This is a genomic window from Pseudoalteromonas sp. 68 DY56-GL68 (genome assembly GCF_041414825.1).
In the GTDB taxonomy this organism is placed as follows: Bacteria; Pseudomonadota; Gammaproteobacteria; order Enterobacterales; family Alteromonadaceae; genus Pseudoalteromonas.
The window spans coordinates 88,523-115,344 of record NZ_JAOCZL010000008.1; the positions used below are offsets into that span (position 1 = coordinate 88,523).

General features: G+C 41.7%; 23 protein-coding genes. 11 read left to right on the plus strand and 12 right to left on the minus strand.

The annotated features are described in order from the left end of the window. Positions 1-238: 238 nt before the first annotated feature. The 3 genes from pepA (at position 239) to NYF15_RS05725 (ending at position 5,205) form a co-directional block, all read left to right on the plus strand. Positions 239-1,753 (plus strand): leucyl aminopeptidase, encoded by a 1,515-nt coding sequence (gene pepA, locus NYF15_RS05715; RefSeq protein WP_130150779.1) that lies wholly within the window; start codon positions 239-241, stop codon positions 1,751-1,753. Between the two features lie 126 nt (positions 1,754-1,879). Then, positions 1,880-2,326 (plus strand): DNA polymerase III subunit chi, encoded by a 447-nt coding sequence (locus NYF15_RS05720; RefSeq protein ID WP_062570142.1) that lies wholly within the window; start codon positions 1,880-1,882, stop codon positions 2,324-2,326. A 23-nt stretch (positions 2,327-2,349) separates the two neighbouring features. Next, positions 2,350-5,205, plus strand: coding sequence for a valine--tRNA ligase (locus tag NYF15_RS05725; protein WP_371353060.1), 2,856 nt, complete (start codon positions 2,350-2,352; stop codon positions 5,203-5,205). Between the two features lie 110 nt (positions 5,206-5,315). Here NYF15_RS05725 and NYF15_RS05730 read toward each other — a convergent pair whose 3' ends face one another. Then, positions 5,316-6,593 carry an outer membrane protein transport protein gene (locus tag NYF15_RS05730; RefSeq protein ID WP_371353061.1) on the minus strand — a complete coding sequence of 426 codons (1,278 nt, stop codon included), beginning with the start codon at positions 6,591-6,593 and terminating at the stop codon, positions 5,316-5,318. A 337-nt stretch (positions 6,594-6,930) separates the two neighbouring features. On the opposite strand from NYF15_RS05730, the gene NYF15_RS05735 reads away from it, so the two are divergent. Then, positions 6,931-7,254 (plus strand): hypothetical protein, encoded by a 324-nt coding sequence (locus NYF15_RS05735; protein WP_371353110.1) that lies wholly within the window; start codon positions 6,931-6,933, stop codon positions 7,252-7,254. On the opposite strand, the gene NYF15_RS05740 is transcribed toward NYF15_RS05735, so the two are convergent. The 10 genes from NYF15_RS05740 to NYF15_RS05785 form a co-directional block, all read right to left on the minus strand. Then, entirely contained in the window at positions 7,214-8,422 is a 1,209-nt protein-coding gene (locus NYF15_RS05740) for an HD-GYP domain-containing protein (protein WP_130150776.1), read from the minus strand. The genes NYF15_RS05735 and NYF15_RS05740 overlap by 41 nt on opposite strands. A gap of 163 nt (positions 8,423-8,585) precedes the next feature. Then, the gene (gene rraB, locus NYF15_RS05745) at positions 8,586-8,921 is read right to left on the minus strand and encodes a ribonuclease E inhibitor RraB (protein ID WP_062570138.1); all 336 of its coding nucleotides are present in this window, start codon (positions 8,919-8,921) and stop codon (positions 8,586-8,588) included. Beyond that, positions 8,921-9,634, minus strand: a complete 714-nt coding sequence (locus tag NYF15_RS05750; RefSeq protein ID WP_193988357.1) for a 1-acylglycerol-3-phosphate O-acyltransferase — start codon at positions 9,632-9,634, stop codon at positions 8,921-8,923. The genes rraB and NYF15_RS05750 overlap by 1 nt, the downstream gene beginning before the upstream one ends. Positions 9,635-9,773: 139 nt before the next feature. Beyond that, positions 9,774-12,074 (minus strand): DNA topoisomerase IV subunit A, encoded by a 2,301-nt coding sequence (gene parC / locus NYF15_RS05755; RefSeq protein ID WP_237120134.1) that lies wholly within the window; start codon positions 12,072-12,074, stop codon positions 9,774-9,776. Between the two features lie 10 nt (positions 12,075-12,084). Beyond that, on the minus strand, positions 12,085-13,185 hold the full coding sequence (locus tag NYF15_RS05760; protein WP_237120135.1) for a PQQ-dependent sugar dehydrogenase: 1,101 nt from the start codon (positions 13,183-13,185) through the stop codon (positions 12,085-12,087). A 53-nt stretch (positions 13,186-13,238) separates the two neighbouring features. Next, positions 13,239-15,128, minus strand: coding sequence for a DNA topoisomerase IV subunit B (gene parE / locus NYF15_RS05765; RefSeq protein ID WP_062570134.1), 1,890 nt, complete (start codon positions 15,126-15,128; stop codon positions 13,239-13,241). 33 nt (positions 15,129-15,161) lie between these two features. Further along, positions 15,162-15,722, minus strand: a complete 561-nt coding sequence (locus tag NYF15_RS05770) for a YqiA/YcfP family alpha/beta fold hydrolase (protein WP_371353062.1) — start codon at positions 15,720-15,722, stop codon at positions 15,162-15,164. Continuing rightward, positions 15,707-16,489: a metallophosphoesterase gene (locus tag NYF15_RS05775; RefSeq protein ID WP_371353063.1), complete on the minus strand. Its 783-nt coding sequence runs from the start codon at positions 16,487-16,489 to the stop codon at positions 15,707-15,709. Before NYF15_RS05775 ends, NYF15_RS05770 begins: the two co-directional genes overlap by 16 nt. Beyond that, positions 16,476-16,934 (minus strand): DUF1249 domain-containing protein, encoded by a 459-nt coding sequence (locus NYF15_RS05780; protein ID WP_130150771.1) that lies wholly within the window; start codon positions 16,932-16,934, stop codon positions 16,476-16,478. The genes NYF15_RS05775 and NYF15_RS05780 overlap by 14 nt, the downstream gene beginning before the upstream one ends. 27 nt (positions 16,935-16,961) lie before the next feature. Beyond that, positions 16,962-17,594 carry an NUDIX domain-containing protein gene (locus NYF15_RS05785; protein WP_130150770.1) on the minus strand — a complete coding sequence of 211 codons (633 nt, stop codon included), beginning with the start codon at positions 17,592-17,594 and terminating at the stop codon, positions 16,962-16,964. Between the two features lie 152 nt (positions 17,595-17,746). On the opposite strand from NYF15_RS05785, the gene tolC reads away from it, so the two are divergent. The 3 genes from tolC to NYF15_RS05800 all read left to right on the plus strand — a co-directional run bounded on the left by tolC (position 17,747) and on the right by NYF15_RS05800 (position 20,754). After that, the gene (gene tolC, locus NYF15_RS05790; RefSeq protein ID WP_130150769.1) at positions 17,747-19,087 is read left to right on the plus strand and encodes an outer membrane channel protein TolC; all 1,341 of its coding nucleotides are present in this window, start codon (positions 17,747-17,749) and stop codon (positions 19,085-19,087) included. 106 nt (positions 19,088-19,193) lie between these two features. Continuing rightward, positions 19,194-20,120, plus strand: coding sequence for an LpxL/LpxP family Kdo(2)-lipid IV(A) lauroyl/palmitoleoyl acyltransferase (gene lpxL, locus NYF15_RS05795; RefSeq protein ID WP_371353064.1), 927 nt, complete (start codon positions 19,194-19,196; stop codon positions 20,118-20,120). 58 nt (positions 20,121-20,178) lie between these two features. Then, on the plus strand, positions 20,179-20,754 hold the full coding sequence (locus tag NYF15_RS05800; RefSeq protein ID WP_130150767.1) for a TcpQ domain-containing protein: 576 nt from the start codon (positions 20,179-20,181) through the stop codon (positions 20,752-20,754). Here the strand turns inward: NYF15_RS05800 and glnE are convergent. Next, positions 20,743-23,535 (minus strand): bifunctional [glutamate--ammonia ligase]-adenylyl-L-tyrosine phosphorylase/[glutamate--ammonia-ligase] adenylyltransferase, encoded by a 2,793-nt coding sequence (glnE, locus tag NYF15_RS05805; RefSeq protein WP_371353065.1) that lies wholly within the window; start codon positions 23,533-23,535, stop codon positions 20,743-20,745. The two genes, NYF15_RS05800 and glnE, sit on opposite strands and share 12 nt — an antisense overlap. 72 nt (positions 23,536-23,607) lie before the next feature. Here glnE and NYF15_RS05810 point away from each other — a divergent pair, with 72 nt between their 5' ends. The 4 genes from NYF15_RS05810 to gshB all read left to right on the plus strand — a co-directional run bounded on the left by NYF15_RS05810 (position 23,608) and on the right by gshB (position 26,810). Beyond that, positions 23,608-24,501, plus strand: coding sequence for a hypothetical protein (locus tag NYF15_RS05810; RefSeq protein WP_130150765.1), 894 nt, complete (start codon positions 23,608-23,610; stop codon positions 24,499-24,501). Between the two features lie 28 nt (positions 24,502-24,529). After that, positions 24,530-24,994: a hypothetical protein gene (locus NYF15_RS05815; RefSeq protein WP_130150764.1), complete on the plus strand. Its 465-nt coding sequence runs from the start codon at positions 24,530-24,532 to the stop codon at positions 24,992-24,994. A gap of 59 nt (positions 24,995-25,053) precedes the next feature. Continuing rightward, on the plus strand, positions 25,054-25,788 hold the full coding sequence (gene rsmE, locus NYF15_RS05820) for a 16S rRNA (uracil(1498)-N(3))-methyltransferase (RefSeq protein ID WP_062570123.1): 735 nt from the start codon (positions 25,054-25,056) through the stop codon (positions 25,786-25,788). Between the two features lie 68 nt (positions 25,789-25,856). Continuing rightward, positions 25,857-26,810 carry a glutathione synthase gene (gene gshB, locus NYF15_RS05825; RefSeq protein ID WP_371353066.1) on the plus strand — a complete coding sequence of 318 codons (954 nt, stop codon included), beginning with the start codon at positions 25,857-25,859 and terminating at the stop codon, positions 26,808-26,810. Positions 26,811-26,822 lie beyond the last annotated feature (12 nt).

Genomic DNA, 26,822 nt, shown 5'->3' on the forward strand with positions numbered 1-26,822 from the left:
CCATCATAGTGAAATATCATACCTAGCAAGAACATATAATCTTGCATAAATGGTACAGATGGCCTCAATTATGTGATATTGATATTCACAATAAGATAAAGTTCAAAAACACGTAAATAGAGTCATAGTTTATGAGCTAATATTAGTATTAATAAACTAAAAAATGTAAGAAAGGACTAAAAAATGAATTTCTTGCCCTTATTTTTAAAGGTTAAATGACTCAACACTAGGAGTGACAATGGAATTTAGCGTAAAAAGTGGTAGTCCAGAAAAGCAACGTAGCGCATGTATTGTAGTTGGCGTTTATGAGCCACGTCGTTTATCCCCCATTGGTGAGCAGCTAGATAAAATTAGCGATGGTTATATCTCTAACTTACTTCGCCGCGGTGATCTTGAAGGAAAGCCAGGACAAGTATTATTACTACATCATGTACCTAATGTACTGAGCGAGCGCGTATTGCTTGTTGGTTGTGGTAAAGAACGTGAGTTAGATGACAAGCAATATAAGCAGATCATCTCTAAAACAATTAATACACTAAACGAAACCGGTTCGATGGAAGCGGTATGCTTTTTAACAGAGCAACATGTTAAAAGTCGTGACACCTATTGGAAAGTGCGTCAAGCAGTTGAAACAACACAAGATTGCCTATACACCTTCAATCAACTGAAAAGTAAAAAAAGCGACCCTCGCCGTCCACTACGTAAAATCGTTTTTAACGTACCAACACGTCGCGAGTTAACGATTGGCGAAAGTGCAATTGAGCATGGCCTAGCCATCGCAGCGGGTAGCAAATTATGTAAAGACGTTGCCAATATGCCACCAAATATCTGTAATCCAGCGTATTTAGGTGAACAAGCACAAGAAATTGCTGATAACTTCGATAATGTAACGGTTGATATTATCGGCGAAGAAAAAATGGCAGAGCTGGGCATGAATTCATACCTAGCAGTTGGCCGTGGCAGCGCAAATGAATCGGTTATGTCGGTAATTAACTATCAAGGTGGCGACAAAGATCAAGCGCCAATCGTGTTAGTGGGTAAAGGCTTAACCTTTGACTCAGGTGGTATTTCAATCAAGCCAGGCGAAGCCATGGATGAAATGAAATACGACATGGGTGGTGCAGCGGGTGTTATTGGTACGATGCGCGCATTAGTGCAAATGCAGTTACCTATTAACGTTGTCGGTGTTTTAGCGGGGTGTGAAAACATGCCTGGCTCAAATGCTTATCGCCCTGGTGACATTTTAACAACTATGTCGGGTCAAACAGTTGAAGTGTTAAACACCGATGCCGAAGGCCGTTTAGTACTGTGTGATGCACTCACTTATGTTGAGCGTTTTGACCCTGATACCGTAGTTGACGTAGCAACACTGACAGGTGCGTGTATTATTGCATTGGGTTCACATGCCACAGGTTTACTATCAAACCATAACCCTCTTGCCCATGACCTACTAAAAGCGTCTGAGCAAAGTGGCGACCGCGCATGGCAGCTACCGCTTTGGGATGACTATCAAGAGCAACTTGAAAGCCCATTCGCTGATTTCACCAACTTAGGTGGTCGTGCTGCAGGTACGATTACAGCTGCATGCTTCTTATCTAAATTCACCAAAAAATACAATTGGGCGCATTTAGATATCGCAGGTACAGCATGGCGCAGCGGTGGTAAAAACAAAGGTGCAACCGGTCGTCCTGTACCTATGCTGACTCAGTATTTACTAAACCGCGCAGGCGTGAGTGAAGCAAGTCACGACTAAGCCTTATCGCAAGCTTACAACTAACCCTAAATAAGGCGCCAAATGGCGCCTTATTAATTGAAGCAACACGCGTTCTATGTCAAAATCTCTGCTTTGATCTGTGTATCTGTGGGGACGAAAGTCACAATGAGCATGAACGCACAATTTTACGTTCTAAAACAAGATGGTAACAGCCAGCAAGCTGATAAAGCATGTTTTGATCTTGCCGCAAAAATAGCAGCAGATCAGTATCGTCTTGGTCATCGCGTATTTATTTACGCCGATAACACTGACACGGCCCACACAATCGACGACATCATCTGGTCATTTGAGCCAGATAGCTTCATACCACACAACCTACAAGGTGAAGGCCCCAAAGGTGGCGCTCCGGTTGAAATTGGTATGACTCCACCTGTCGGCAACAGAAAAATATTAATCAACTTAGCTGAACACCTACCGGATTTTATTCGCCGTTTTCAGCAGGTTTTTGATTTTGTCCCCGTTGAGCCTAACGCTAAACAAGCCGCCCGTGAGCGGTTTAAAAAGCTTCGCCAACTGGGCGCCCATATTGCAACGCAAGAAATTGACATTTAAGCATTTATTTAAGGTTCTGTGTAATGGATAAAACCTACAATCCGCAAGATATTGAACAGTCTTTATATCAAGACTGGGAAGAAAAAGGCTACTTTAAACCGTCTGGCCAAGGTGACGCTTACTCAATCATGATTCCGCCACCAAACGTCACAGGTAGCTTACACATGGGCCATGCGTTCCAAGATACCATTATGGATACGCTAACACGCTTAAAGCGTATGCAAGGCAATAACACTTTATGGCAAGTAGGTACTGATCACGCTGGTATCGCAACACAAATGCTTGTTGAGCGTAAGCTTGCAGCTGAAGAAGGTAAAACACGTCATGACCTAGGCCGTGATGCATTTATCGATAAAATCTGGGAGTGGAAAAACCACTCAGGTGGCACTATCACCAAACAATTACGTCGCTTAGGTGCGTCAGTAGATTGGGACCGTGAGCGTTTCACTATGGACGAAGGCCTTTCTGAAGCGGTTAAAGAAGTATTCGTACGTCTTCACAAAGAAGACTTAATCTACCGTGGTAAGCGTCTAGTTAACTGGGACCCTAAACTTCACACTGCTATTTCTGATCTTGAAGTTGAAAACAAAGACAAACAAGGTCACATGTGGAACTTACGTTACCCACTTGCTGATGGCGTAAAAACCAAAGATGGTAAAGACTACATCATTGTTGCCACAACACGTCCTGAAACAATGCTAGGTGATACAGGTGTTGCAGTTAACCCTGATGATGAACGTTACCAAGACCTGATCGGTAAAGATATTTTACTCCCTATCGTTAACCGTCGCATTCCAATTGTTGCCGATGAGCATGCAGACATGGAAAAAGGCACAGGTTGTGTGAAAATCACCCCTGCCCACGACTTTAACGATAACGAAGTAGGTAAACGTCACCAACTACCAATGATCAACATCTTCAACAAAGATGCTGCGGTATTAAGCGAAGGCGAAAGCTATACATTCGACGGTAAAGAGCTTGAATTAGATGCGCCAATTCCTGAGCGTCTACACGGCCTTGACCGCTTTGATGCACGTAAAGCGATTGTGAGCGAGTTTGAAGAACTTGGCCTATTAGAAAAAATCGAAGATCACAGCCTAACTGTACCTTACGGTGACCGTTCTGGTGTAGTGATTGAGCCTCTTCTTACTGATCAGTGGTACGTGCGCGTAGCACCACTTGCTGAGCCTGCAAAAGAAGCAGTTAAAAATGGCGACATTAAATTTGTACCTCAACAATACGAGAATATGTACTTCTCGTGGATGAACGACGTACAAGACTGGTGTATTTCACGTCAGCTTTGGTGGGGTCACCGCATCCCTGCTTGGTACGACAACGAAGGTAACGTATACGTTGGTCGTGACGAAGCTGAAGTACGCCGAGATAACAACCTTGCTGATGATGTTGCACTTAAGCAAGATGAAGACGTTTTAGATACGTGGTTCTCGTCTGCGCTTTGGACTTTCTCAACGCAAGGTTGGCCTGCAAACACTGATGATTTAAAAACTTTCCACCCGTCTGACGTATTGGTAACAGGTTTCGACATCATCTTCTTCTGGGTTGCTCGTATGATCATGATGACCATGCACTTCATCAAAGATGATAACGGCAAGCCACAAGTACCATTCAAAACCGTTTACGTAACTGGCCTTATCCGCGATGAAAACGGCGATAAGATGTCTAAATCGAAAGGTAACGTACTTGATCCTATCGACATGATTGACGGTATCGATCTTGAAAGCCTAGTTGAAAAGCGCACTGGTAATATGATGCAGCCACAACTAGCGAAGAAGATTGAAAAGAACACTCGTAAAACATTCGAAAACGGCATCGAAGCACACGGTACAGACGCGCTACGTTTCACCCTTGCAGCAATGGCATCAACGGGTCGTGATATCAACTGGGATATGAACCGCCTTGAAGGTTACCGTAACTTCTGTAACAAACTATGGAACGCGAGCCGTTACGTATTAATGAACACAGAAGAGCAAGACTGTGGTTTCGCTACAGATGCTGAAAAACAGTACTCACTCGCTGATCGTTGGATTTTAGGCCAATTTGAAGCAACTGTTAAAACCTACACAGAGCACTTAGAAAACTACCGCTTTGACCTAGCAGCAAATACGATTTATGAGTTCACTTGGAACCAATTCTGTGACTGGTACCTAGAACTTACTAAACCAGTATTGTTTAAAGGTAACGAAGCACAGCAACGTGGTACACGTCATACCCTAATCACAGTACTAGAAAGCTTACTGCGATTAATGCACCCAATGATGCCTTATATCACAGAAACGATTTGGCAACGTGTTGCACCGCTTGCGGGCATCGAAACAGCCAACACCAGCATCATGGTACAAGGCTTCCCTGTGTACAATGAAGCAAATGTTGATAGTCAAGCGATGGACGACCTTGAATGGGTTAAACAATTCATTCTTGCGATCCGTAACATCCGTGGTGAAATGGATATCAGCCCAAGTAAGCCACTATCTGTGTTACTTGCTAATGCGTCTGATGAAGACAAGCGACGCTTAACTGAAAACGAAGCATTCTTAGCGTCTCTCGCTAAGCTTGAAGAGTTCACGCTTCTTGATAACAAAGACGATGCACCTGCGTGCGCAACATCGTATGTTGGTAACCTTGAGATCATGATCCCAATGGCTGGCCTAATCGATGTTGAAGCTGAATTAGCTCGTATCGCGAAGCAGCTTGAAAAAGCAGAAAAAGGCTTAGCACAGGTTCAAAACAAGTTGGCTAACGAAAAGTTCGTAAATAACGCCCCAGAAGCCGTGCTTGCTAAAGAGCATGCTAAACTGGCTGAGTTTACCGATGCGAAAGACAAACTATTAGCGCAAAAAGCGAAAATCGAAAGTCTATAACAGCATATATAAAGCGCGATTTATTCGCGCTTACAAAAAAGCCGCGCTATAACAATGTTATAGCGCGGCTTTTTAATGCTCTATAGCAGCGACTTTACGTCGCGTCACTATTAAAACGTGTAGTTGTACTGAGCACCAATTAGCACTGCGTGACCTTTCGATTCAAAGTCCCATGATGCTTCTTGGCCTAATGCTTTTGCAAAGCTATCTTCTTCTGTAAAGTTCTGTGTTTTACCGCGAAGAATACTCACACCTAAGTCAACGTTTGAGTTTTCACTAAATGCGTAGTTACCACCAAATGAGAACCAGAAACGATCTGTATCAGGAATAGAGATTGATAAGTGAGATTGATCAACTGGTGACTCATCGTAAGCAATACCGGCACGAAGAAGTAATGCATCGCTGTACTGATAGTCTGTACCGATAGAGTAACGCATTGCATCAGAGAAGTTTTCTTCTTTTCTAAATACTGGTGCTTCGTTACCTGGTACATAAGCTTCTAATTTTTGGAAGCTATCCCAACCAGTCCATTGAATGCTGTAGTGTACGCCTAGCTTTTTATCTAACTGGTGTGAACCAGAAAACTCAGCAATAGCTGGAAGCGTTAACTCAAGTGCGCCTGGTACTTTAACGCCCGCAGTGCCACCAAATGCAGCAGGTAAGCCATTTGCGTACTCACCATCAAAGTCGATGTCTGTTTCGCTACGGTAGTTAAAACCAAAACGGTTGTTTTCGTCTAATTGATACATAGCACCAATGTTCCAACCAAAGCCGTAATCATCACCTTCAAGATGAACAATTTCAGTCTCTGCTGGTACACCGAGTGGATTAACACCCGCATTACGAACTACTTTCGCATCGGCATATACATAGTTTAAGCCAAGGCCTAAGCTGAACTGTTCGTTGAACTTATATGATGCACTTGCATTCATGTTAACTGTAACGATTTCAGTTTCACCAGCAATTGAGCCTGCCGCGTAATTATTATTAAACTCTGTTGAAAGACCGAAGTTAGAAAACGCACCAAAACCTAACGATACTTTGTCGTTTAATGGCATTGTGAAATAACCCGCAGGGATAAATGCTGAAGGAGCAATGCTACTATCATCAAGCACATTCTCATCTAAACCGTATGCAGCTGATTCACCTTCTAAGCTTACATCTGGAATAACAGCAATACCCACAACTGAGATTTGCTTAGTTTTAAATAAAGACATAAGTGCAGGGTTACGCGCTACTACTGACGCATCATCAGCAACCGCTGCTTCACCAGCATAGGCACGGCCTAAGCCTGATACGTTTTGCTCTGCTAATTGGAAGGCTGCAGCAAAGCTGTCAGCAGAAACAACAGCAAGTGATGCTGCAATCAATGTTCTAGTGAATTTCATAATCTGTGTCCTCTTGCAAACTTGTATGTTAGCTAAACCAACAAACACAGAGGCAACCTATTATTTAAGCATAAAGGTCAATGCTGTGCGTTGGTATTAGATGTATTATTCTAATAATTACAAACTTTCGAACATTACCTTAATTAAGATCAAAAAACTGTAACTTTTCGTTAGAAAGAGGTAAAAAAACCACATTTTAACAACAAGGTAACAACTTTTTAAAACTCGTCCGATGTCTAGTTACAAAAACACCAAACGATAGTAATTATCATTTAGATTGACATGTTATTTTATGCCCCTTAAACTAAACGCAATTGAAATTATTTGGGCAAAAGTTATGGTTATTGCATTGATAATCGCAGCGTTAATTCTATGTGGTTTAAGCGTGCACTATTTCTGTAAGGCAAATTATTGCGCATGCACTAAGGCTGGTGACTGTGATAACCCTGTTAACCACTACTGGTTAAGTGCCATGCTCAGCTCTGTATTATCGCTGGTGTTATGCTGTGTGGCACTGCACGTAGAGAAAGGCACATTGCTGTGGCTAGTATTAATGACGAGTTGTTTTAGTGGTGCATTTATTTCTGCAAAACGAAACGCTAAAAAGCGCTGTGTGAAGTCTAAACAAGAAGATGCTCTTTTAACAAACGAGCCAAATTAAGTTGATAGTCAAGGGGCTTAATACTCGATATTATTTTTAGATCATGCTCTTCACTTAAGTGAACATCTTTCGCTGTAATATGATGTTTGTGCTTCGCATTATAAAAGATTTTCACTTTTGGCTTTATCGGATTGTCCTGATTGCCTTCCATAACTAACGCTAAACGTTCATTGTTTAACTTCACAATCGATCCGACAGGATGCACACCCAAACACTTTATAAATCGTTGTACGAGTTCTGAGTCAAATAACTGTTTATTCGCTAATAAATAACGCAGTGCCGAAATAGGCTCCTCTCCCATTTGGTGAGGTCTATCAGCAGTAATTGCATCATAAACATCAACAATTGCCATTATTCTGGCAGGACGACTTAGCTTTTCGGCTGTAATGCCTCTTGGGTAACCACTTCCGTCTAATCGTTCATGATGATTAACAATCATATCAAGCATTAACGGCGTAATGCCCTTTTCACCTTTGACTAAGCCTAGGCTCTGCGCAACGTGTTTTTTCACAACCTGCATTTCATTGTCATTAAGCTGACTTGGCTTAGACAGCACACCCTGTGGCATTTTAGCTTGCCCAATATCGTGCAGTAGTGCTCCCATTGCCAATTCTTTAACAGTTTGCTCTTTATATCCAAGATATTTAGCGAATACACTCACCAGAATGGCCGTATTGATCATATGTCGCCAGTTGTAAATATGCTTGTCTCTCAAGCGAGTAAGAATCGTCATGGCGTTGTGATTACGAAATACAGAACTAACGATATCAACCACGACTTCATCAAGCAGTGTCATATTCATTTTCAAACCTGATGTGATATCTGAATATAAAACTTGCAACTTACGACTATGCTGTTCGTAGTTAACACTCGCTTTCACGAACTCTTGTTCGACCGATATGCCTTTTTCAGCAACTTTTTTTTCTTTTTTTGGCTTGGGTTTTTCTACAGGTTTGGGCTGGTATTTAGCCGGAAGCGCAACATCACTTTGAGTGAAGTCAATGAGGAGTTCTTCAACACCTTCAGACACCAGACGTTGAATAATACTTTTATCTCTAACTAACCCACGGGTTTTAATTTTAACGCTATTAATGTGCTCGTGCTGCTTACTGACACTGTCAACAAACATCCCTGGTACTAGTTCGGCAATGGGTAAGGTTACAAGCATATGTGAGCTTAGTTTATAAAAACATCGAGTTTTTTATTATCGCCAATTGATTAAAAATGTCTATAGCAAGGAGAGTAAATACGAAATTAGTACGAGACAAAAAGACTTCAGATCATAGGCGCGACTTTAAATCGCGCACAAAATAAATTTCACGCTTACAAAATTACTCTTGAAAGTAAGTTCCCCAACCATCGTATTCAACGTTTGATTGTTGAGCGAGCGCTTCAAGCTTATCGACATCTTCCATAATGGCTTCGACATCAAGCTCACACTCAACAACCACATCAAAGCTCCATACTTTTTCGCCATCTTCTAGCTCAAGTTCAGCAGGCTCTTCAACATCGTAACCGAGTTTAAAAGCAGCTAAAGCGGCTTGCTCTAACTGTTCAAAATTTTCGCTAACAAAGTGGTGTTCTACTTCGTACAGTACTTCAGGATCTGAGCCATCTTCAAGTAATGAAGTAACGATGTCTTCAGTAATCTCGCGCCAATTTTCCATTATTTATTTCTCACTTGAGCATCTAATTCAGTTATTTTAGCAGCCATAATCTGATGAACATGCGATGCATGATCACGAGCAGATACGTCTTTATCAAGATAAATTGGCGCTAACATTTCGAGGTAAATTGTACCATTATCCCAGCGATTTAGCTTAATAGTTTTATGCGTTGTGCTCATGCAAACTGGCACAACAGGTACATCAGCACTCATTGCTGTATGAAAAGCCCCCGTTTTAAAAGGTAACAAGCCACGGCCATAGCTTCGCGTGCCCTCAGGGAACATCCAAACCGATAGACCTTTTTGCTTAATTTTCTCAGCTGATTTTGAAATCGTACCTGCGGCTTTTGAACGATTAGCACGATCAATTAAAATATTACCTGATAACCAATATAGCTGCCCAAAGAATGGGATCCATTTCAGGCTTTTCTTTCCAAGACTCACACAATTTTCAGGCACCATTGCAGGCAAGGTAAATAGATCGTAGTTATTCTGATGATTAGCCACATACACTGCAGGGCCAACTGTTTTTGCATCCGCATGGTAACGTAATTCAAGTTTTACTCCCAGCAAGTTAGCCATTTTGCTAAACCAGCCAGAAATAATATGTACGTTATTGGTATGAAATGGCTTAATGATGCATAAGACTAAGCCAAAAAGGCAGCTAAACACGATAAATAACGCCATGATAATAATACGAAAAACAGCTAACAAACGGATTCTCCTCGGGTAAATCAGCGCGCATTATAACGTGAAAAGTGCCTCTGCAATAGCTTTTAGCTTACATGTGTGCGCTAAAAATATATCTTTTTATTCTACCCCAATAAAAAAGGCCTGCTAAGCAGGCCTTGTATTATTCTGTTATATCATCAACCGATGGCTCCGTTATGTCATCGGTCTGTGTTGCTTCTATTACAGCTTCATCTACTCGCTGTAAGCCACGTGGTAACTTATTCCCTCTTCGCCCACGCTCGCCATGATAATGCTCAAGGTCACTTGGCTTTAAGGTCAATTTACGCTTACCAGCATGAAGCGTTACACTGCTCCCCTCGGGCACTACAGCCAGCACTTTTACAAACTCTTCCCTCGCCTGTACTTTCGCACCTGGAATAGAAATAATTTTATTGCCTTTACCTTTACCTAGTTTAGGCAAATCACGTAGTGGGAACAACAACATACGGCCTTCGTTTGAAATAGCCATACAATAGTCAGTGGCAATATCAGTAATGCGAATTGGCGCAAGTAGTTCACCCCCTTTCGGAACACTGACCAATGCTTTACCATTTTTATTTTTACTCACGAGATCTTTAAAGTCACTGATGAAACCATAACCCGCATCTGATGCCATCAAGAGTTCTTGATTATCTTCGGCCATCACAACATGCTCAAAGTTAGCACCCGCACTTAAATTAAAGCGACCCGTCATAGGCTCACCTTGGCTACGTGCAGAAGGTAAGCTATGCGCATCAGTCGCAAAAGCACGCCCATTTGAATCAAGAAATACCGCAGGCTGATTACTCTTACCACGCGCAGAGGCTTTGTAACTGTCACCTGACTTATAACTTAAACCTTCTACATCTAAGTCATGCCCTTTACCAACACGCGCCCAGCCTTTTTCTGATAATACAACCGTCACTGATTCAGAAGGGATTAAATCTTTTTCGCTCAGCGCTTTTGCTTCCAAACGTTCAACAACTGGTGAGCGTCTATCATCACCATACATGTCAGCAGCTTCTTGGATTTCTTTTTTCATCAACGTCGACATACGACGTTCAGAGCCCAGAATTTGCTCTAATTTGTCACGCTCAAGGGCAAGTTCATCTTGCTCGCCTTTGATCTTGAATTCTTCAAGTTTAGCTAAGTGACGTAGTTTTAACTCTAAAATCGCTTCGGCTTGAATATCCGTAATACCAAAGCGTTCCATTAATACAGGTTTTGGCTTATCTTCAGTACGAATAATTTCTATGACTTCGTCGATATTTAAAAAGGCCGTTAATAAACCTTCTAAAATATGCAAACGTGCAAGCACTTTATCTAAGCGATACTGTAAGCGGCGTCTGACTGTTTCACGGCGAAACGTTAACCACTCAGTTAAAATACTACGTAAATCTTTCACTTGCGGACGACCATCTAGGCCAAGCATGTTTAAGTTTACGCGGTAGTTCTTTTCTAAATCTGTGGTTGCAAATAAGTGCGCCATTAACGGCTCAGCTTTAATGCGGTTCGAGCGTGGCACTATCACAATACGGGTTGGGTTTTCGTGATCAGATTCATCACGTAAATCAGCCACCATCGGCAGCTTTTTAGCATTCATTTGTGCTGCAATTTGCTCTAAAACCTTTGCTCCTGAACACTGGTGCGGTAATGCTGTGATAACAATATCGCCCTGCTCTTCAGTGTAAATTGCACGCATTTTAATAGATCCACGTCCCGTTTGATAAATCTTACGGATATCGTCTTTGGGCGTGATTATCTCAGCTTCTGTAGGGTAGTCAGGCGCATGCACTAACTCAAGCAGCTCTTCGATTTCAGTTTTTGGCTTATCAAGTAATAAGCAACAGGCACTGGCCACCTCACGCACATTATGTGGTGGAATATCGGTTGCCATACCCACTGCAATACCGGTCACACCATTGAGTAAAATGTGCGGTAAACGCGCAGGCAGTACCATCGGCTCATCAAGTGTACCATCGAAGTTGGCGGTCCAATCAACAGTGCCTTGACCAAGCTCTTTTAGTAGAACTTCCGAGAACTTTGATAAACGAGCTTCAGTGTAACGCATCGCTGCAAATGACTTAGGATCATCCGCAGCACCCCAGTTACCTTGACCGTCCACCAGCGGGTAGCGATAAGAAAATGGTTGCGCCATCAACACCATGGCTTCATAACAAGCGCTATCACCATGTGGGTGGTATTTACCCAGTACATCACCTACGGTACGCGCTGATTTTTTATATTTTGCCTGCGCCGATAATCCCAATTCGCTCATTGCATAAATGATACGACGCTGTACAGGTTTTAGACCGTCACCTACATGCGGTAAAGCGCGATCCATGATGACGTACATTGAGTAGTTTAAGTAGGCGTCTTCGGTAAAACGCCCCATCGTTTGTTGTTCTATGCCTTGCATCAGCAAGGTATCTGTATCACTCATTAACGCTTACCTATTTTTTCTTAGCACTAACACGATAGATCACGTTAGCAAAGTCGTCTGAGATCAATAAGCTGCCATCTGCAAGCTCTGCAAATGCAACTGGGCGACCAAATGTTTCTTCGTTTTGCATAAAGCCTGTGATGAATGGGGTGTATTTAGTAATACGACCTTGTTCAACATTAGCTAGCATAACTCTGTAACCCGATTTTTTACTGCGATTCCAAGAACCATGTTCAGCAACAAATAACTGTTCTTTGTATTTAGCTGGGAACTGCTTGCCGTTGTAAAAATGAATGCCTAATGGTGCAACATGCGCACCCAGTGCAAGCGCAGGCGATTTATAATCAGCGATATTTTTACCTTTACCAAACTCAGGATCTAAAATCGCCCCTGCGTGAACATAAGGGAAACCATAATGCGCCCCCTCTTCACCTTCACCAACTCGGTTAATTTCGCAAGGCGGGATATCATCGCCCATCATGTCACGGCCGTTATCACTGAACCAAAACGCATTTGTTGTTGGGTGATAGTCAAAACCCACTGAGTTACGAACGCCCTGAGCAATGGTTTTGATTTCTTTGGTATCAACATTAAGTGAAAAAATGCGACCGTACTTGTCATCTTCAGCACAAATATTACATGGCACGCCAACAGGCACAATTAACTCACCTGTTGGGGCAAAGCTAATAAATTTCCAACCATGATGGCGGTCAGTTGGGAATTTATCATACACCACCTCAAACTTAGGGGCTTTGAGGTGTTTATCAATGTCTTTAAAGCGAATAATACGCGACACTTCAGCAACATATAAATCATCTCCTTTTATTGCCAAGCCCGATGGCATTTCTAATCCTTTAGCAATAACAATTTTCTTATCGGCTACACCATCGCTGTTATGATCAATCAGTGCATATACATTACCTGCTTTACGCGAACCTGCGTACACTATGCCTTTTTTTGATACGGCAATTTGTCGTGCATTTTCAACATCATCGGCGAATAAGCTTACTTTGAAGCCTTCAGCAACCGTTAGTTTATCAAGAATATCTTCAGCCATTGCTGGCGCTGATAGTAAGCTCAGCGATAAAAATGAGGTCAGTAGTTTTTTCATTTTTCTTGCCCTTTAATTCGTTTAGCAACCGTTAGGCTGCAAATGTACCTGTATTAAACTTGCGCGCGGTTACCGTGATCTTCTAACCACTGACGGCGATCTGATGAACGTTTCTTCGCAAGTAACATATCCATCATTTCCATGGTTTGCTCTTCTTCATCGAGTGTTAATTGCACCAAACGACGGGTATTTGGATCCATCGTTGTTTCTCTTAACTGCAACGGGTTCATTTCACCTAACCCTTTGAAGCGTTGAACATTCACTTTACCACGCTTTTTCTCAGCTTCGATGCGAGCCAAAATACCATTCTTCTCATCTTCATCGAGGGCGTAATACACCTCTTTACCGATATCAATACGAAACAGCGGTGGCATGGCTACAAATACATGACCTTCTTTAATGAGCGCAGGGAAATGACGAACAAACAGTGCGCATAATAATGTGGCAATGTGTAATCCATCTGAGTCAGCATCAGCCAAAATACAAATCTTGTTATAACGCAGACCCGATAAATCACTTGAATCAGGGTCGATACCTAGAGCCACTGAAATATCATGCACCTCTTGCGATGCTAAAATCTGTCCGGATTCGACTTCCCACGTATTAAGAATTTTACCGCGCAGTGGCATTATTGCTTGAAATTCACGGTCGCGAGCTTGTTTAGCCGAGCCGCCCGCAGAGTCACCCTCTACTAAGAATAATTCAGTACGGTCATTATCTTGGGCACTACAATCGGTCAATTTACCCGGTAACGCGGGGCCTGAGGTAATGCGCTTACGCACAACTTTTTTAGCAGCACGTAATCGGCGCTGTGCATTTGAGATACATAGCTCAGCTAATAATTCAGCAGTCTCGGTGTGTTCGTTTAACCATAAGCTAAATGAGTCTTTCACCACACCCGATACAAATGCAGCACACGAACGAGATGATAATTTTTCTTTGGTTTGGCCAGCAAATTGTGGGTCTTGCATTTTAACCGACAACACATAGCTACAGCGCTCCCAAATATCATCTGGCGTTAGCTTCACACCACGGGGTAATAAATTTCTGAATTCACAGAATTCACGCATTGCTTCAAGTAAGCCTTGGCGTAAACCATTAACATGCGTACCACCTTGCGCAGTCGGAATTAAGTTTACATAACTTTCAGCAATGGATTCACCGCCCTCAGGTAACCATACAACAGCCCAGTCAGCGCCTTCTGTTGAACTTGAAAAATCACCAATAAACGGCTCTTTTGGTAATACTTCAAAACCTTTTACCGCTTCAACTAAGTAATCTTTTAAGCCCGTTTCGTAGTACCACTCTTGGCTTTCTTTGGTTTGTTTGTTGGTAAACTTAATGCGCAGGCCTGGGCAGAGTACGGCTTTGGCTTTTAATAAATGATTAAGCTTAGTAATCGAGAAATTAGCAGAATCAAAATAACTGGCATCTGGCCAAAAACGCACGGTAGTCCCTGTGTTACGCTTACCCACAGTGCCAATCACGTTTAAGTCTTCGACTTTATCGCCATTCTCAAAGGCCATACGAAACTGCTGTGCATCACGGCGTACGGTCACTTCAACACGCGTTGACAGGGCATTTACAACTGAAATACCAACACCGTGTAAACCACCTGAAAATTGATAGTTTTTATTTGAGAACTTACCACCGGCATGCAGCTTGGTAAAAATAAGCTCCACACCAGGAATACCTTCTTCAGGGTGAATATCAATCGGCATACCACGGCCATCATCAATAACTTCAAGCGAGTTATCTTCATGAAGAATGACATCTATTTTTGTTGCATGACCTGCCATTGCTTCATCGACACTATTATCGATAACCTCTTGGCCTAAGTGGTTAGGACGAACCGTGTCGGTGTACATACCTGGGCGGCGTTTTACGGGTTCTAACCCGTTTAAGACTTCAATTGCTTCGGCGTTATAATTTTGCTGACTCATAGTTTTTATATCTTTTATGCGCTTAGCTATGTTTTACGTGATTTTAAGAAAATCTACAATACTTGCAAAGGTTTGTTCGAAGCCGATAAAACTATGATCGCCTCCAAATTCAACGTGTTGCTTACACTGAGAATAATAGTTAACCGCCTGCTGAAAAGGCAGTACTTCATCGCCTGTTTGCTGTAGCAAATAAAGCAATGAAGGGGTGTCTAATTGCGACAAATATAAACTGCGCAATGCATCCATGTGACGAGTATCAAGTTCGTAATGGGTGTCTTGATACGGGTTATAGTTTGGCCCTAAATAGTTATCAAGTAACTCAAATGGGCGCACCGCGGGGTTAATGACCACCGCAGGTATCGAATAACGTTGCGACAAATAGGTCGCATAAAAACCGCCTAATGAACTACCGAGTAATACAGTATCATCATTTAACAGTTGTTCTAATTGTAAAATTGCATGTAACGGCTCATGGGTTAATCGCGGCACTTTATAATCAACATCAAACTGAGCCATATGTTCGCCAAAACGAACGGCTTTGTACGATTGCTCAGAGCTATTGAAACCATGAATATAAATTACCCGTTTAGCCATACTACATCCGTTGTTAACTGCACGCTTTGTTGCTTATCAACATTTAAGTTAATCACACGAAACGCAGGCCCTAAATCTTCTTGCTGCCACGCCATAGTATGCTTAGTAAATTGTATTGAGCTAGCAGGTGTCGCAAACACGCTAAGGTCTCGGTAATTGTGCGTATACTCATGATGTACGTGACCATGAAACACGCCAATGCATTGCTCACTATTGACGCACATATTTAAAAACTGCGGGCCATTTTCTAGCATATGCTTATCTAAGTAGGCTTGAATAGGTAGCGGGTTATGATGACAAAACACTACACTCGGTATTTGCCCTATTGCTTCGCTTAACTCGCTTAAGTGGGTTTGTGTTATCCAACCTGCTGGGGTCGCGCCTTTTGAGTTTGTTAAAAGCAATTGTCCAGCTAAAAAGGTAATACGTTTACTGTTTAAAATTTGCGAGTTTGAAAGCGCTTCATATTCAGCAATCTCATCATGATTCCCTGGTAGCCAAAACACAGGACAAGACAATGCCGAATCATCAATAAGTTCAGCAAATAGTTGATACGATTTACTGCTGTGATCTTGTGTTAAATCCCCCCCAAAGATCACGCAATCAAGTTGTAAGTTTGCCATGGCAGCTAAGCAACGCGAAAAATACTCAGCTGTATTTACATTAAAATACTCACCTTGTCTGTCTTTTGATAAATGACAATCTGTAATATGTGCAATTTTTAATGTTGTTTTGTCAAAATGATAAGCATCACTAAACCAAGCCATTGTTTACATCCCAGTGTAGCGCTGCACGGCCGTTTTCTACACACGCAACAAGCCAGTCATACAAAAAAGCATTTAGTTGATACTTTTCATCTTTTTGATGCATATTCGGATTCGGGTATGCGTAAGATGGCTTTATTCGTTGATGAAAGTCGTGATGAACAATTTCAGCCACTTTTGCATCATGATACATACGCACAGTTAGATAAAGCGGGGTAACAACATGCAGGTTTCCTGTCTCTTGCGAGATAGAAATATCCATGGTGTACTTTGCTGTATCATCTATTTTAACCACAAACGTGCTATTACCGAGTTGCACTTTTCGTACATGACCTATTTGACGTTCTTTAGGGAGTAATTTGAGCGCACGCACATAATTATGCTCACACAAAGTTAAATACTTAGGTAAGCTTTGAATGTAACGTTGTTCAGCTGTTACGTACGTCAAAATAATTCCCCATTATTAAAATGTAAGTTAAGCAGTTTGCCAATCAGACAGTATACGTTGCTTATTCAGTGCTAACCACTGTAACGAGATAACTGTCGCTGCATTGTCGATTTCTCCTTGCTCTAAGCGGAGCATGGCTTCTGTGTATGACATTACATGTGTTTTAATATCTTCATCTTCATTATCAAGGCCAAAAATCCCCTCTTGATAGTGAGATAAGTCTGTGCGCGCTAAATACAAGTATAAACGTTCTGTTGTGCCACCCGGACTTGAAAGATAAGACATCATAAATTCAAGCTCATCAAGCTCGATGCCCGCTTCTTCCAATGCTTCACGCTTAGCAACTTGCTCATAGTCCGTACTCCCATCGGCCATGCCGGCGATACACTCAAGTAACCAAGGTGACTGCTTAGATGCAAGTGCACCAATACGCACTTGTTCAACAAGCAAAACCTGATCGGTTACAGGATCATATGGAAGCACAGCAACAGCATGACCACGCTCTAAGATTTCACGTTTGATCTCTACTGACTCACCACCTGAAAATAATGCGTGGCGAAAGCGGTATAAATTAACTTTAAAAAAGCCATCATATGCGCGTTCAACAGGTTTAAGCTCAATATCATCATGGCTAAACTGTGAGATTGCTGTTACTTTCATTACACTAATTCCTTTAGGTTTTGTGCTAAAAATTCACTCAATTATATTCTGTTACACTTGGACATGTAGATTTACGCATTTTTTTTTTGGTTATTCACTAAAAAAGAGTACCATGGTGACAGTACGAAAATTGTCTAAGGACTGAACGAATAATGAAAAAAACACTACTCGCTGCGCTGATCGGTTTTTCGAGCGCTTTGACTGCTACTGCCACTTACGCTGAAGATTTACTCCAAGTATACGAGATTGCTACAGCAAATGATCCTACCGTACTTAAAGCAAAAGCCCAAGCAGATGCGCAAGCTTATGAGAGCGATCGCGCGTTAAGTGCGCTATTGCCACAATTAGGTTTAAGTTTAGGGTACGAAAAAACCGACGCAACATTATACGAAGGCAACGATACAACCGGTTACATTGAATTTGACCGCGATACAGATGTATTTAGCCGCGGTATTAGTCTGAGCCAAACATTGTTTGACTTGGGTGCGTGGAATTCATTAGGCATTGCTGATAAACAAGCTTTGCAAGCAAACGCACAGTACGACTTTGCTAGACAAGACCTCATTGTTCGTGTTGCTGATGGTTATTTTAATGTACTTAGCGCAATTGACAACTTAGAGTTTGTACAGGCTGAAAAACGTGCAATTGAACGTCAATTACAACAAACAAAAGAACGTTACGCAGTTGGTTTGACAGCAATTACCGACGTACATGAAGCACAAGCACAGTACGACAACTCTGTAGCAAAAGAAATTGTTGCGAAAAACAGCGTTGAAACGGCCCGCGAACAACTTCGTGAAATCACAGGCAAATACCATGCAAAGTTAGACATGTTAAATACTGACACGTTTTCAACTGTTGCGCCTAACAAACAGTCAACCGACTACATAAAAATCGCTGAAGAGAACAACTTAAACTTGCAAGTATCAAAAGTAACCGTTGATATTGCAAAAGATCAAATCGACTTAGCAAAAGCTGGCCACTACCCTAAGCTGACTTTAAATGCCTCGTACGGCGACAGCCTAACTGACTTAAACAGGAATTCACACGAGCCTCGTGCGGACAGTGCCTCAGTGGGTGTTAACTTTAGCCTACCTATTTATTCAGGTGGCGCAACTGTCGCAGCAACTGAACAAGCTCGTGCATTCTATGTAGCAGCCAGTGAAGATTTAGAAGCAAGCCTGCGTGCAGTTACACGCTCTGTGATTACTTCTTACAACCAAGTTGTATCGGATATCGCAACTTACAAAGCGTTGCAACAAGCGGTTGTTTCAGCAGAAAGTGCGCTTAAAGCAACAGAGGCTGGCTTTGAGGTAGGTACACGTACAATCGTTGACGTACTTATCAGCACACAAAACCTTTACAACGCCAAAAGCAACCTTGCCAACGTGCGTTACCGCTATGTTGTTTCAACACTGCGTTTAAAGCAAGCCGCTGGTACATTAACAGCTGAGGATCTTGCTGCAATTAACCAAGGTTTAAAGGAAATCTAAATATTTCTTTTATAGAGTCCTTACTTTAAAGCCAGCCTCTCGCTGGCTTTTGTATTTTTAAAGACTTGCGGTTAAACTTACTTTTTATTTTTTTAGAGACTTTTCAGTGGTTAGTTCATCTCCTTTCAAAGTATCCTTTTTGGGTCCTCGTTATTGGCTCACATGGGTTGGCGTTTTCTTCTTATTTTTGATCTCTTGGTTACCACATAAGTTTCAATTATTCCTTGGAAAATGTTTAGGTAGATTAGTTCATCGCTTTATGAAACGTCGTCGTCACATAGCCGAGGTCAATATCCGCCTATGTTTCCCAGACATGCCAGAGCAAGAACAAAAAGAGCTAGTGCTTAAGAATATGGAAAACACCGGTATCGCTATGATGGAAACAGGCATGGCATGGTGGTGGCCCGAGTGGCGTGTAAGAAAGTGCTATGGCTCAATCAAGGGCCTTGAATACTTTGAACAAATTCAACAATCAGGCAAAGGCGTTTTAATGCTCGTGCCACACATTCTTCATTTAGAAATGGCGAGCCGAGTGATGGGGTTGAAGTATCAAGGTATTGGTTTTTATCGCCCACACAATAATCCATTGATGGAATATTTTACAACCAATGGCCGTTTACGTTCTAATGAGTTCTTAGTTGGAAAGCGTGATGTTAAAGGGTTGCTAAAAGCACTAAAAAATAAAAAGATTTGCTATTACTTACCCGATCAAGATTACGGCCGTAACCGCTGTGAATTCGCGCCATTTTATGCAGTAAAAGATGCTGCAACAACAACTGGCACACTACTTTTTGCGAACAGTAAACACTGTGAAACAGTGAGTCTTGCTAGCTGCCGTGATGAGCAAGGTCGCTACCACTTAGAAGTACTCCCGATTATGGAAAACTTTCCAAGTGGTGATAACCTTAATGACGTAACACGTGTCAATCAACGCATGGAGCAAGCGGTTAATAGAGCACCTGAACAATATATGTGGTTACATCGACGTTTTAAAACGCGCCCTGATAAGAATGCCCCTTCTTATTATAAGTGAGTGACATTTGTTAAATTGTGTGGTTTTATAAATCTAATCAACAACAAGAGTATTAGAAATGTGGTTTTGGGTTAAGCATTTATCATTAGCTATTATTTTGATTGCAGCAGCTCTTTATTTTTTATTCGGTAAAGGGCCTGTTATCGATATTAAAAATACTCAAAATGCCGCCGCACAAGGGCTTTCTCGTTTTTATTCGTCACTAAGAAATCAAGTTAACAGTAAAAATAACGAGCGTGATAAATACGTACTTAAATTAAAAGAGCCTGAAACAAGCCTAGACATGGCTCTGTTTGAGCGTGGCAAGATAGTTCAGCCCTCATCTCCAAACTGGACTGGTGATGTATTACCACGTCGCTTTGAAAGCGGAACAACATTAAAAGACGTGTTATCAGACTACGCTCGAAATGAAGAAATTGAGCTTTATTGGTACCTCAGTAAAGATTATGTCGTTAAAGATCACTTTCGTGTTGATAGCAACTTTGTGTCCGCTTTATATCAAGTGGGACGTGCTATCAACGACGACTTTGAAAATGAGGTTTATACCTTCTTTTGTTTCAAGCAAAGAGCGGCTGTTATTACAGAGCTGCCCTCTCCTTACATACGCGAAAACTGCCGCCGCTTAAGAAGCTAACACTTGCTGCCAAGCACTTTGTACCAAACTTATATGCTCTTTGAGCTCAGTGCGCGGCGCACATCGACCTTGCTGGTTTAAGCTCATGACATGATAACGAGAACGGTATTCAATGTAAGCAGCCACTAGCTGATGTTGCATTTCAGAATCAATACAGCCAAGCTTAGCTGCATCCTCTAAAATACGAACATTATCAGGCCAAGTCGTTAACTCTTGATACTGCGGGGCATATTTTAAGACTAAATATTGTGTAATAAACTCAATATCAGTCATTCCACCATGGTCTTGTTTTAAGTCAAATAATTCACTATTACCTTTCGCTAAGTGATTGCGCATTTTTTCACGCATTTCTATGACATCTTTTTTCAATTTTCCATCATCACGTGCTTGGCACAAAATAATTGCTCTGATCTCATCAAATCGAGAATGAAGCGACGCCTGCCCATAAATCATTCTCGAGCGAACTAAGGCTTGATGCTCCCAAGTCCATGCTTGGGTTTGTTGATAGTGATAAAAGCTTTCTAGGTTTATTGCCAACAGCCCTGACGCTCCTTCAGGCCTCAAGCGTGTATCAAGCTCGTACAAAATGCCAGATGCAGTGCGTGTGTTAAATAGATGCATTAGACGCTGTGCTAATTTTAAATAGAACTGTCTTGAATCAATCGCCTTATCACCATCGGTATAACTACTACCATCGTGATTATGCACAAACACTAAGTCTAAATCAGAGTCATAACCTACTTCAAAGCCACCTGTTTTACCGTAAGCAATAACCGCGAAGCCTTTTTCTTGTTCTGTGGTATTGGCTGGTTGGCCAAAACGTGCAACACATGCATGCCACGCGATGTTCACAGCCTGCTCTACAATCGCTTCTGCCAACGCCGTTAAGTGGTCACTCACTTTCATTACATCAAGAACACCTGTCGCATCCGCTGCAGCAATTCGCAGTTGGTGTGTTTGTTTAAATTGGCGTAAGGCTTCCATTTGCAGCTCTAAATCATCGTATTCTATACGAAGGAAGTACTGTCTTATTTCGTCTTTATAAGCCGATAACGGAGTAGGCTTATAAAGTACTTGGGGATCAATCAACTCATCAAGCAAAATTGGGTAACGAGAGATATGTTCACCTATCCATTTGCTGTGACAGCACAAAGCAACCAGTTGATTTAACGCGCCAGGGTTTTCATATAAGAGCTCTAAATAAGCTGTACGAGAAATGATTTTATTGAGCACTTGGCAAATCATAGTGAAGGCATCACTACTGGCTTTACTCACTGTCAATTGCTTAAGCAGTAAAGGCATCAACTTGTCGAGAATATCTCGCCCACGGCTACCAACTTTTGCTTTTGTTAAACGTGTTTTAAAATCATCAAGTGCCTGTTGCCACGCTAAATTAGCATCATCCATCAAGGACACATCGGCCATTTCCCACGCACTAATAAATGCACTTTCACATGGATCAACGTTGTCACTTTCAAAGCCAATTACCTGCTCAAACTCACTGTGTATTGAGGCCATTGTTTCATTAATCGCTTTTAGGCACTCATCAAAGTTGGCTTTGTTAAGCAACACACATAAGCGTTGCTGGTCTTGCTCATCATCGGGCAATGTTTGAGTTTGCTTATCATCAAATATTTGTAAGTATTGCTCAATACGACGCAATGTGAGGTAATTATGCCTAAGCAGCGACGCTTCTTTAGCGTCAATAACCTGATTGTTAGTAAGCTCTTGTAAGGCTGATAAAAGTGATTGTGTTTGTAAGTTTGCCTCACGGCCACCACGCACCATTTGCAATGCTTGCACCACAAATTCAACTTCGCGGATACCACCAGCGCCCAGTTTTATATTGTTAGTTAAACGCTTCCGGCGCACTTCTTGAGCAATCATCTGTTTCATTTTTCGTAAAGATTCGATCACCGAAAAGTCAATATATCGACGATAAACAAATGGTCTTAATAACTCATAGAACTCAGCCCAATAGCTATTTTCAGCGCCTATCAAACGCCCTTTTAGCATGGCATAACGTTCCCACTCTCGGCCTTGCTCTTGGTAATAATCTTCCATTGCATTAAAGCTCATTACCAAAGGGCCACTTTCACCAAAAGGTCTCAAGCGCATATCAACACGGAAAACTTGGCCGTTAACAGTGGTTTGGTTGAGCGCCATAATTAATTTTTGCGCAACCTTAGTGTAAAAAACTTGCGCTTCAATAGAACGGCGTCCACCTTGAGTTGGCACATCTGTTGGGTAAGAAAAAATGAGATCGATATCTGAGGAGTAATTTAACTCCCCTCCCCCAAGTTTTCCCATGCCTAGTACAAGCATTGGAATAGCATTTCCAAACGCATCTGTTGGCATGCCACTGACTTTTGCAACTTGTGCGAATGCCCATTGATTCGCACAATCAATTAACTGCTCAGCAAGTGCAGAAATATAAGCGATACTGTCTTCAATTGGGTTATGGCAACAGACATCTAAGAACGCAACCTTAAGCCAATATTTCTCTCGGTATAATCGCAACTTGGCCATCGCTGCGGCATCATCTAACTCAGTAAAGTCATCATCAGTAAGTGGCGGCTGCGGGTTACGGCAAGCCAATGTGCTTTCATCTAGCAACCAATCTTTCAAGTCGGGTTGAGATTGTAAGCAACTCCAAGCGAAGTCACTCAAAGACAGTAATTTAGCAATCAACGGGTCTACAGGCTGCTCAGGGTACAAACCGTTAAAACGAGTTTGTCCTAATTGATAAAGCGCGTCAGGAAGCGGTTGTGAATTACTCATTAAATACTCTCTTTTAACTTATCAATAACCGTACTAGAATGATTATCAAAGAATTATTTAGCAGGGATCTGCATGCATTATTTATCATTATCTAACACTAGTTTAGTCGCGATTGCTATTAGTTTTGCTGTAATTTGCATAACCATAGTACTTCTTCGTATCTTAACGCAAATTAAAGCAAAACAAGCGCTTAAAGAAGAGCTCGCACAACATGATAATTTTGCAATGGGGATTAGCTTTGCCAGTGAAATTCTCGTCGTGATTGCGACCATTGCTTATATTTTTGATGAAATCAGTTTAAGTGCGGCTCAATCAAATCCACTGAAGGTGGTCATTTTAATCGCTTTGTTATTTACCTTCATTAAAGTGGGCCATCTCATTCATCGCAAGTGGATTTTATATCGCTTTAACGAAGAAGCCGCTATTTTAAAGCAAAATGTCTGTGCTGCTTTGGTTGACTCAGGCATGTTAATCGCAAACTGTATTATTAGTTTAGGCCTTTATAATTGGTGCCATACTCAAGGTTACAGCAGCTTACTAATAGCCACTGTTAGCTTTTTTGTATTACAAGGCATGTTTGCCCTGGATAGTAAAATTCGCGAGTACCGCTTTGCTAAGGCTAACCAAGGGGCTTCTTTACAGAGCAATTTTAACCTTGAAAATACCTCTATTGGTATTCGTTATGCGGGCAAATCCATCGGCCTTGCCTTAGCGGGGTATGCTGGTCTTGCCAGTGCATCATTTATTAGTGGTAAGATGGTAGAAAACCTATTTACGCTAGTCTCTCATTGCGGTGCTATGTGGGTACTGTTATATGTTTTGAGCTATATCATTAAATATATTTCATTACCGAATATTAATACATCGTTAGAGGTGGATCATCAAGATAACATAGGTATTGCCTGTATCGAGTTTGCCGTTTACGGCGCGATAGGCTATCTACTAATTAGTATGTTTTCGATTTAATATGGAAATACATAATAAGTGAGGCAGTATGCCCTTTAAAGTTAATAATTATTTGTTAGTTGATGTCGACAATGAGTTTAGTCATGCTTTTACGCATCATTATTTTGCAGGTAAAGGCGGCTCTACGTTAGTCGTTGCGGGAGCGAATAGCCGGCACATGGTTAAACTGATGTTTGACGAGCTAATAAAAGATTATTGTTACTGCGACTTTAGTAATGAAATAAGTGTTTCCGAATTGGCAAGTTACCTGCATGAGCACCATGATATAAAAGGCGTTTTAATTAACCATACTGACTACCAACTTGCCGATGACGCTCAAAAATTTATTTACAACTCGCTGCATAAAGTACGCTTTTTAATACACCAAAATGAGCAAGGATTTAATTTTATACCTTGCCCAGACGCCGCTCATATAAACCACTTATCTTGCCAAACAGACATCGCTCAAACGACAGCCGACATTCTTACATTAAGTGAAGATTTAAATAATTAATTGCACCCATCGCGCTGTATACTTACCATATTGCTAAATTATTTGATAAGCGACATCCAATGCGAATTCCTCATATTTACCAACCATCAGCAATTTCTTTAAACACCCAAGTAGCACTTGATGATGATGCTGCCGGTCATATCGGTCGAGTACTTCGCATGAAAGCTGGAGAAAAAGTCTCTATCTTCAATGGCGAAGGCGGAGAGTACTTAAGTGAAATTATTGAGGTAAGTAAAAAGAGCGTGATTGTAGAGCCGCAAGAGTTTATCAATCATGATGTAGAGTCACCGCTTAAAATTCACTTAGGCCAAGGAATTTCACGTGGCGATAAAATGGACTTTACTATTCAGAAATCTGTAGAGCTGGGAATTACTGAGATCACACCTATTTTTAGCCAACGCTGTGGTGTCAAACTAAGCGGTGATCGTCTTGCTAAAAAACATCAACAATGGCAAAAAATAGCGATTGCTGCCGCAGAGCAATCTGGTCGCAACTTTGTGCCTGTCGTACACCCGCCTATCGATATAAAAGAGTGGTTAGAGCAAACAAGCGATGCTCTGAAACTTACTCTACACCCACGTGCTGAACACAGTATAAAAACCATTCAAGTCCCAAGCGAGGGGGTGCGCTTTTTAGTTGGCCCAGAGGGTGGGTTTACGGATGAGGAAATTAATATTGCTAAGCAACAAGCTTTTGTCGATATCCGCTTAGGCCCGCGTGTACTGCGTACTGAAACCGCTGCGCTAACAGTACTCAGCGCACTGCAATTGCAGTTTGGTGATTTAGCGAATTGAAAACCATAAAAACACCCATATATTAAAGTAACCGACACAGTGTAGTCATTCTATTCTAAGGCAAAAACATGGCAATTAAGTTAGGCATAATCTCTGATCCAATTAGTGGCTTTAATATTAAAAAAGACACAGGCTTCGCAATGATGATGGAAGCGCAAAAACGTGGTTACGAACTTTACTACATGGAAATGGACGACCTATCGCTACGTCAAGGCCAAGGTTATGCAACTGCATCAAAAGCACGTGTTTTCGATGATGTTAATCATTGGTATGAGCTTGAAGAAAAATCAACAATTGCCCTTGCCGATTTAGACGTTATTTTAATGCGTAAAGATCCGCCTTTTGATACTGAATATATTTACGCGACCTATATTTTAGAGCGCGCAGAGCAAGCTGGAACGCTCATTGTTAATAAGCCGCAAAGCCTTCGCGATGCAAACGAAAAGCTATTTACAGCATGGTTTAGCGAACACACGCCAGATACATTGGTAACCCGCAGCCAAACAGACATTCGTGCATTTTTAGCTGAACATAAAGATATCATTTTAAAACCGCTAGATGGCATGGGTGGTGCGTCAATCTTTCGTGTCAAAGAAGACGATGCCAATATCGGTGTAATTTGCGAAACATTAACCGAGCATGGTAACCGTTTTGCCATGGCACAAAATTATATCCCAGAGATTAAACAAGGCGATAAACGCGTCTTGGTTGTCGATGGTGAAGTCATGCCATACTGTCTTGCTCGTATACCACAAAACGGTGAAACACGTGGTAATTTAGCCGCAGGTGGCCGTGGTGAAGCTCGCCCAATAAGCGACTCAGATCGTAAAATCGCAGAAGCCGTCGCACCAACACTTAAAGCAAAAGGTCTCATTTTTGTGGGACTGGATATCATTGGTGACCGCTTAACCGAAATTAATGTAACAGCACCAACCTGTGTAAAAGAGATTGAAGCAGCTTATGACATTTCAATCACTGGCCACTTATTTAATGCCATTGAAAGAAAACTGAGCCATACTTAATTTAAACAACAA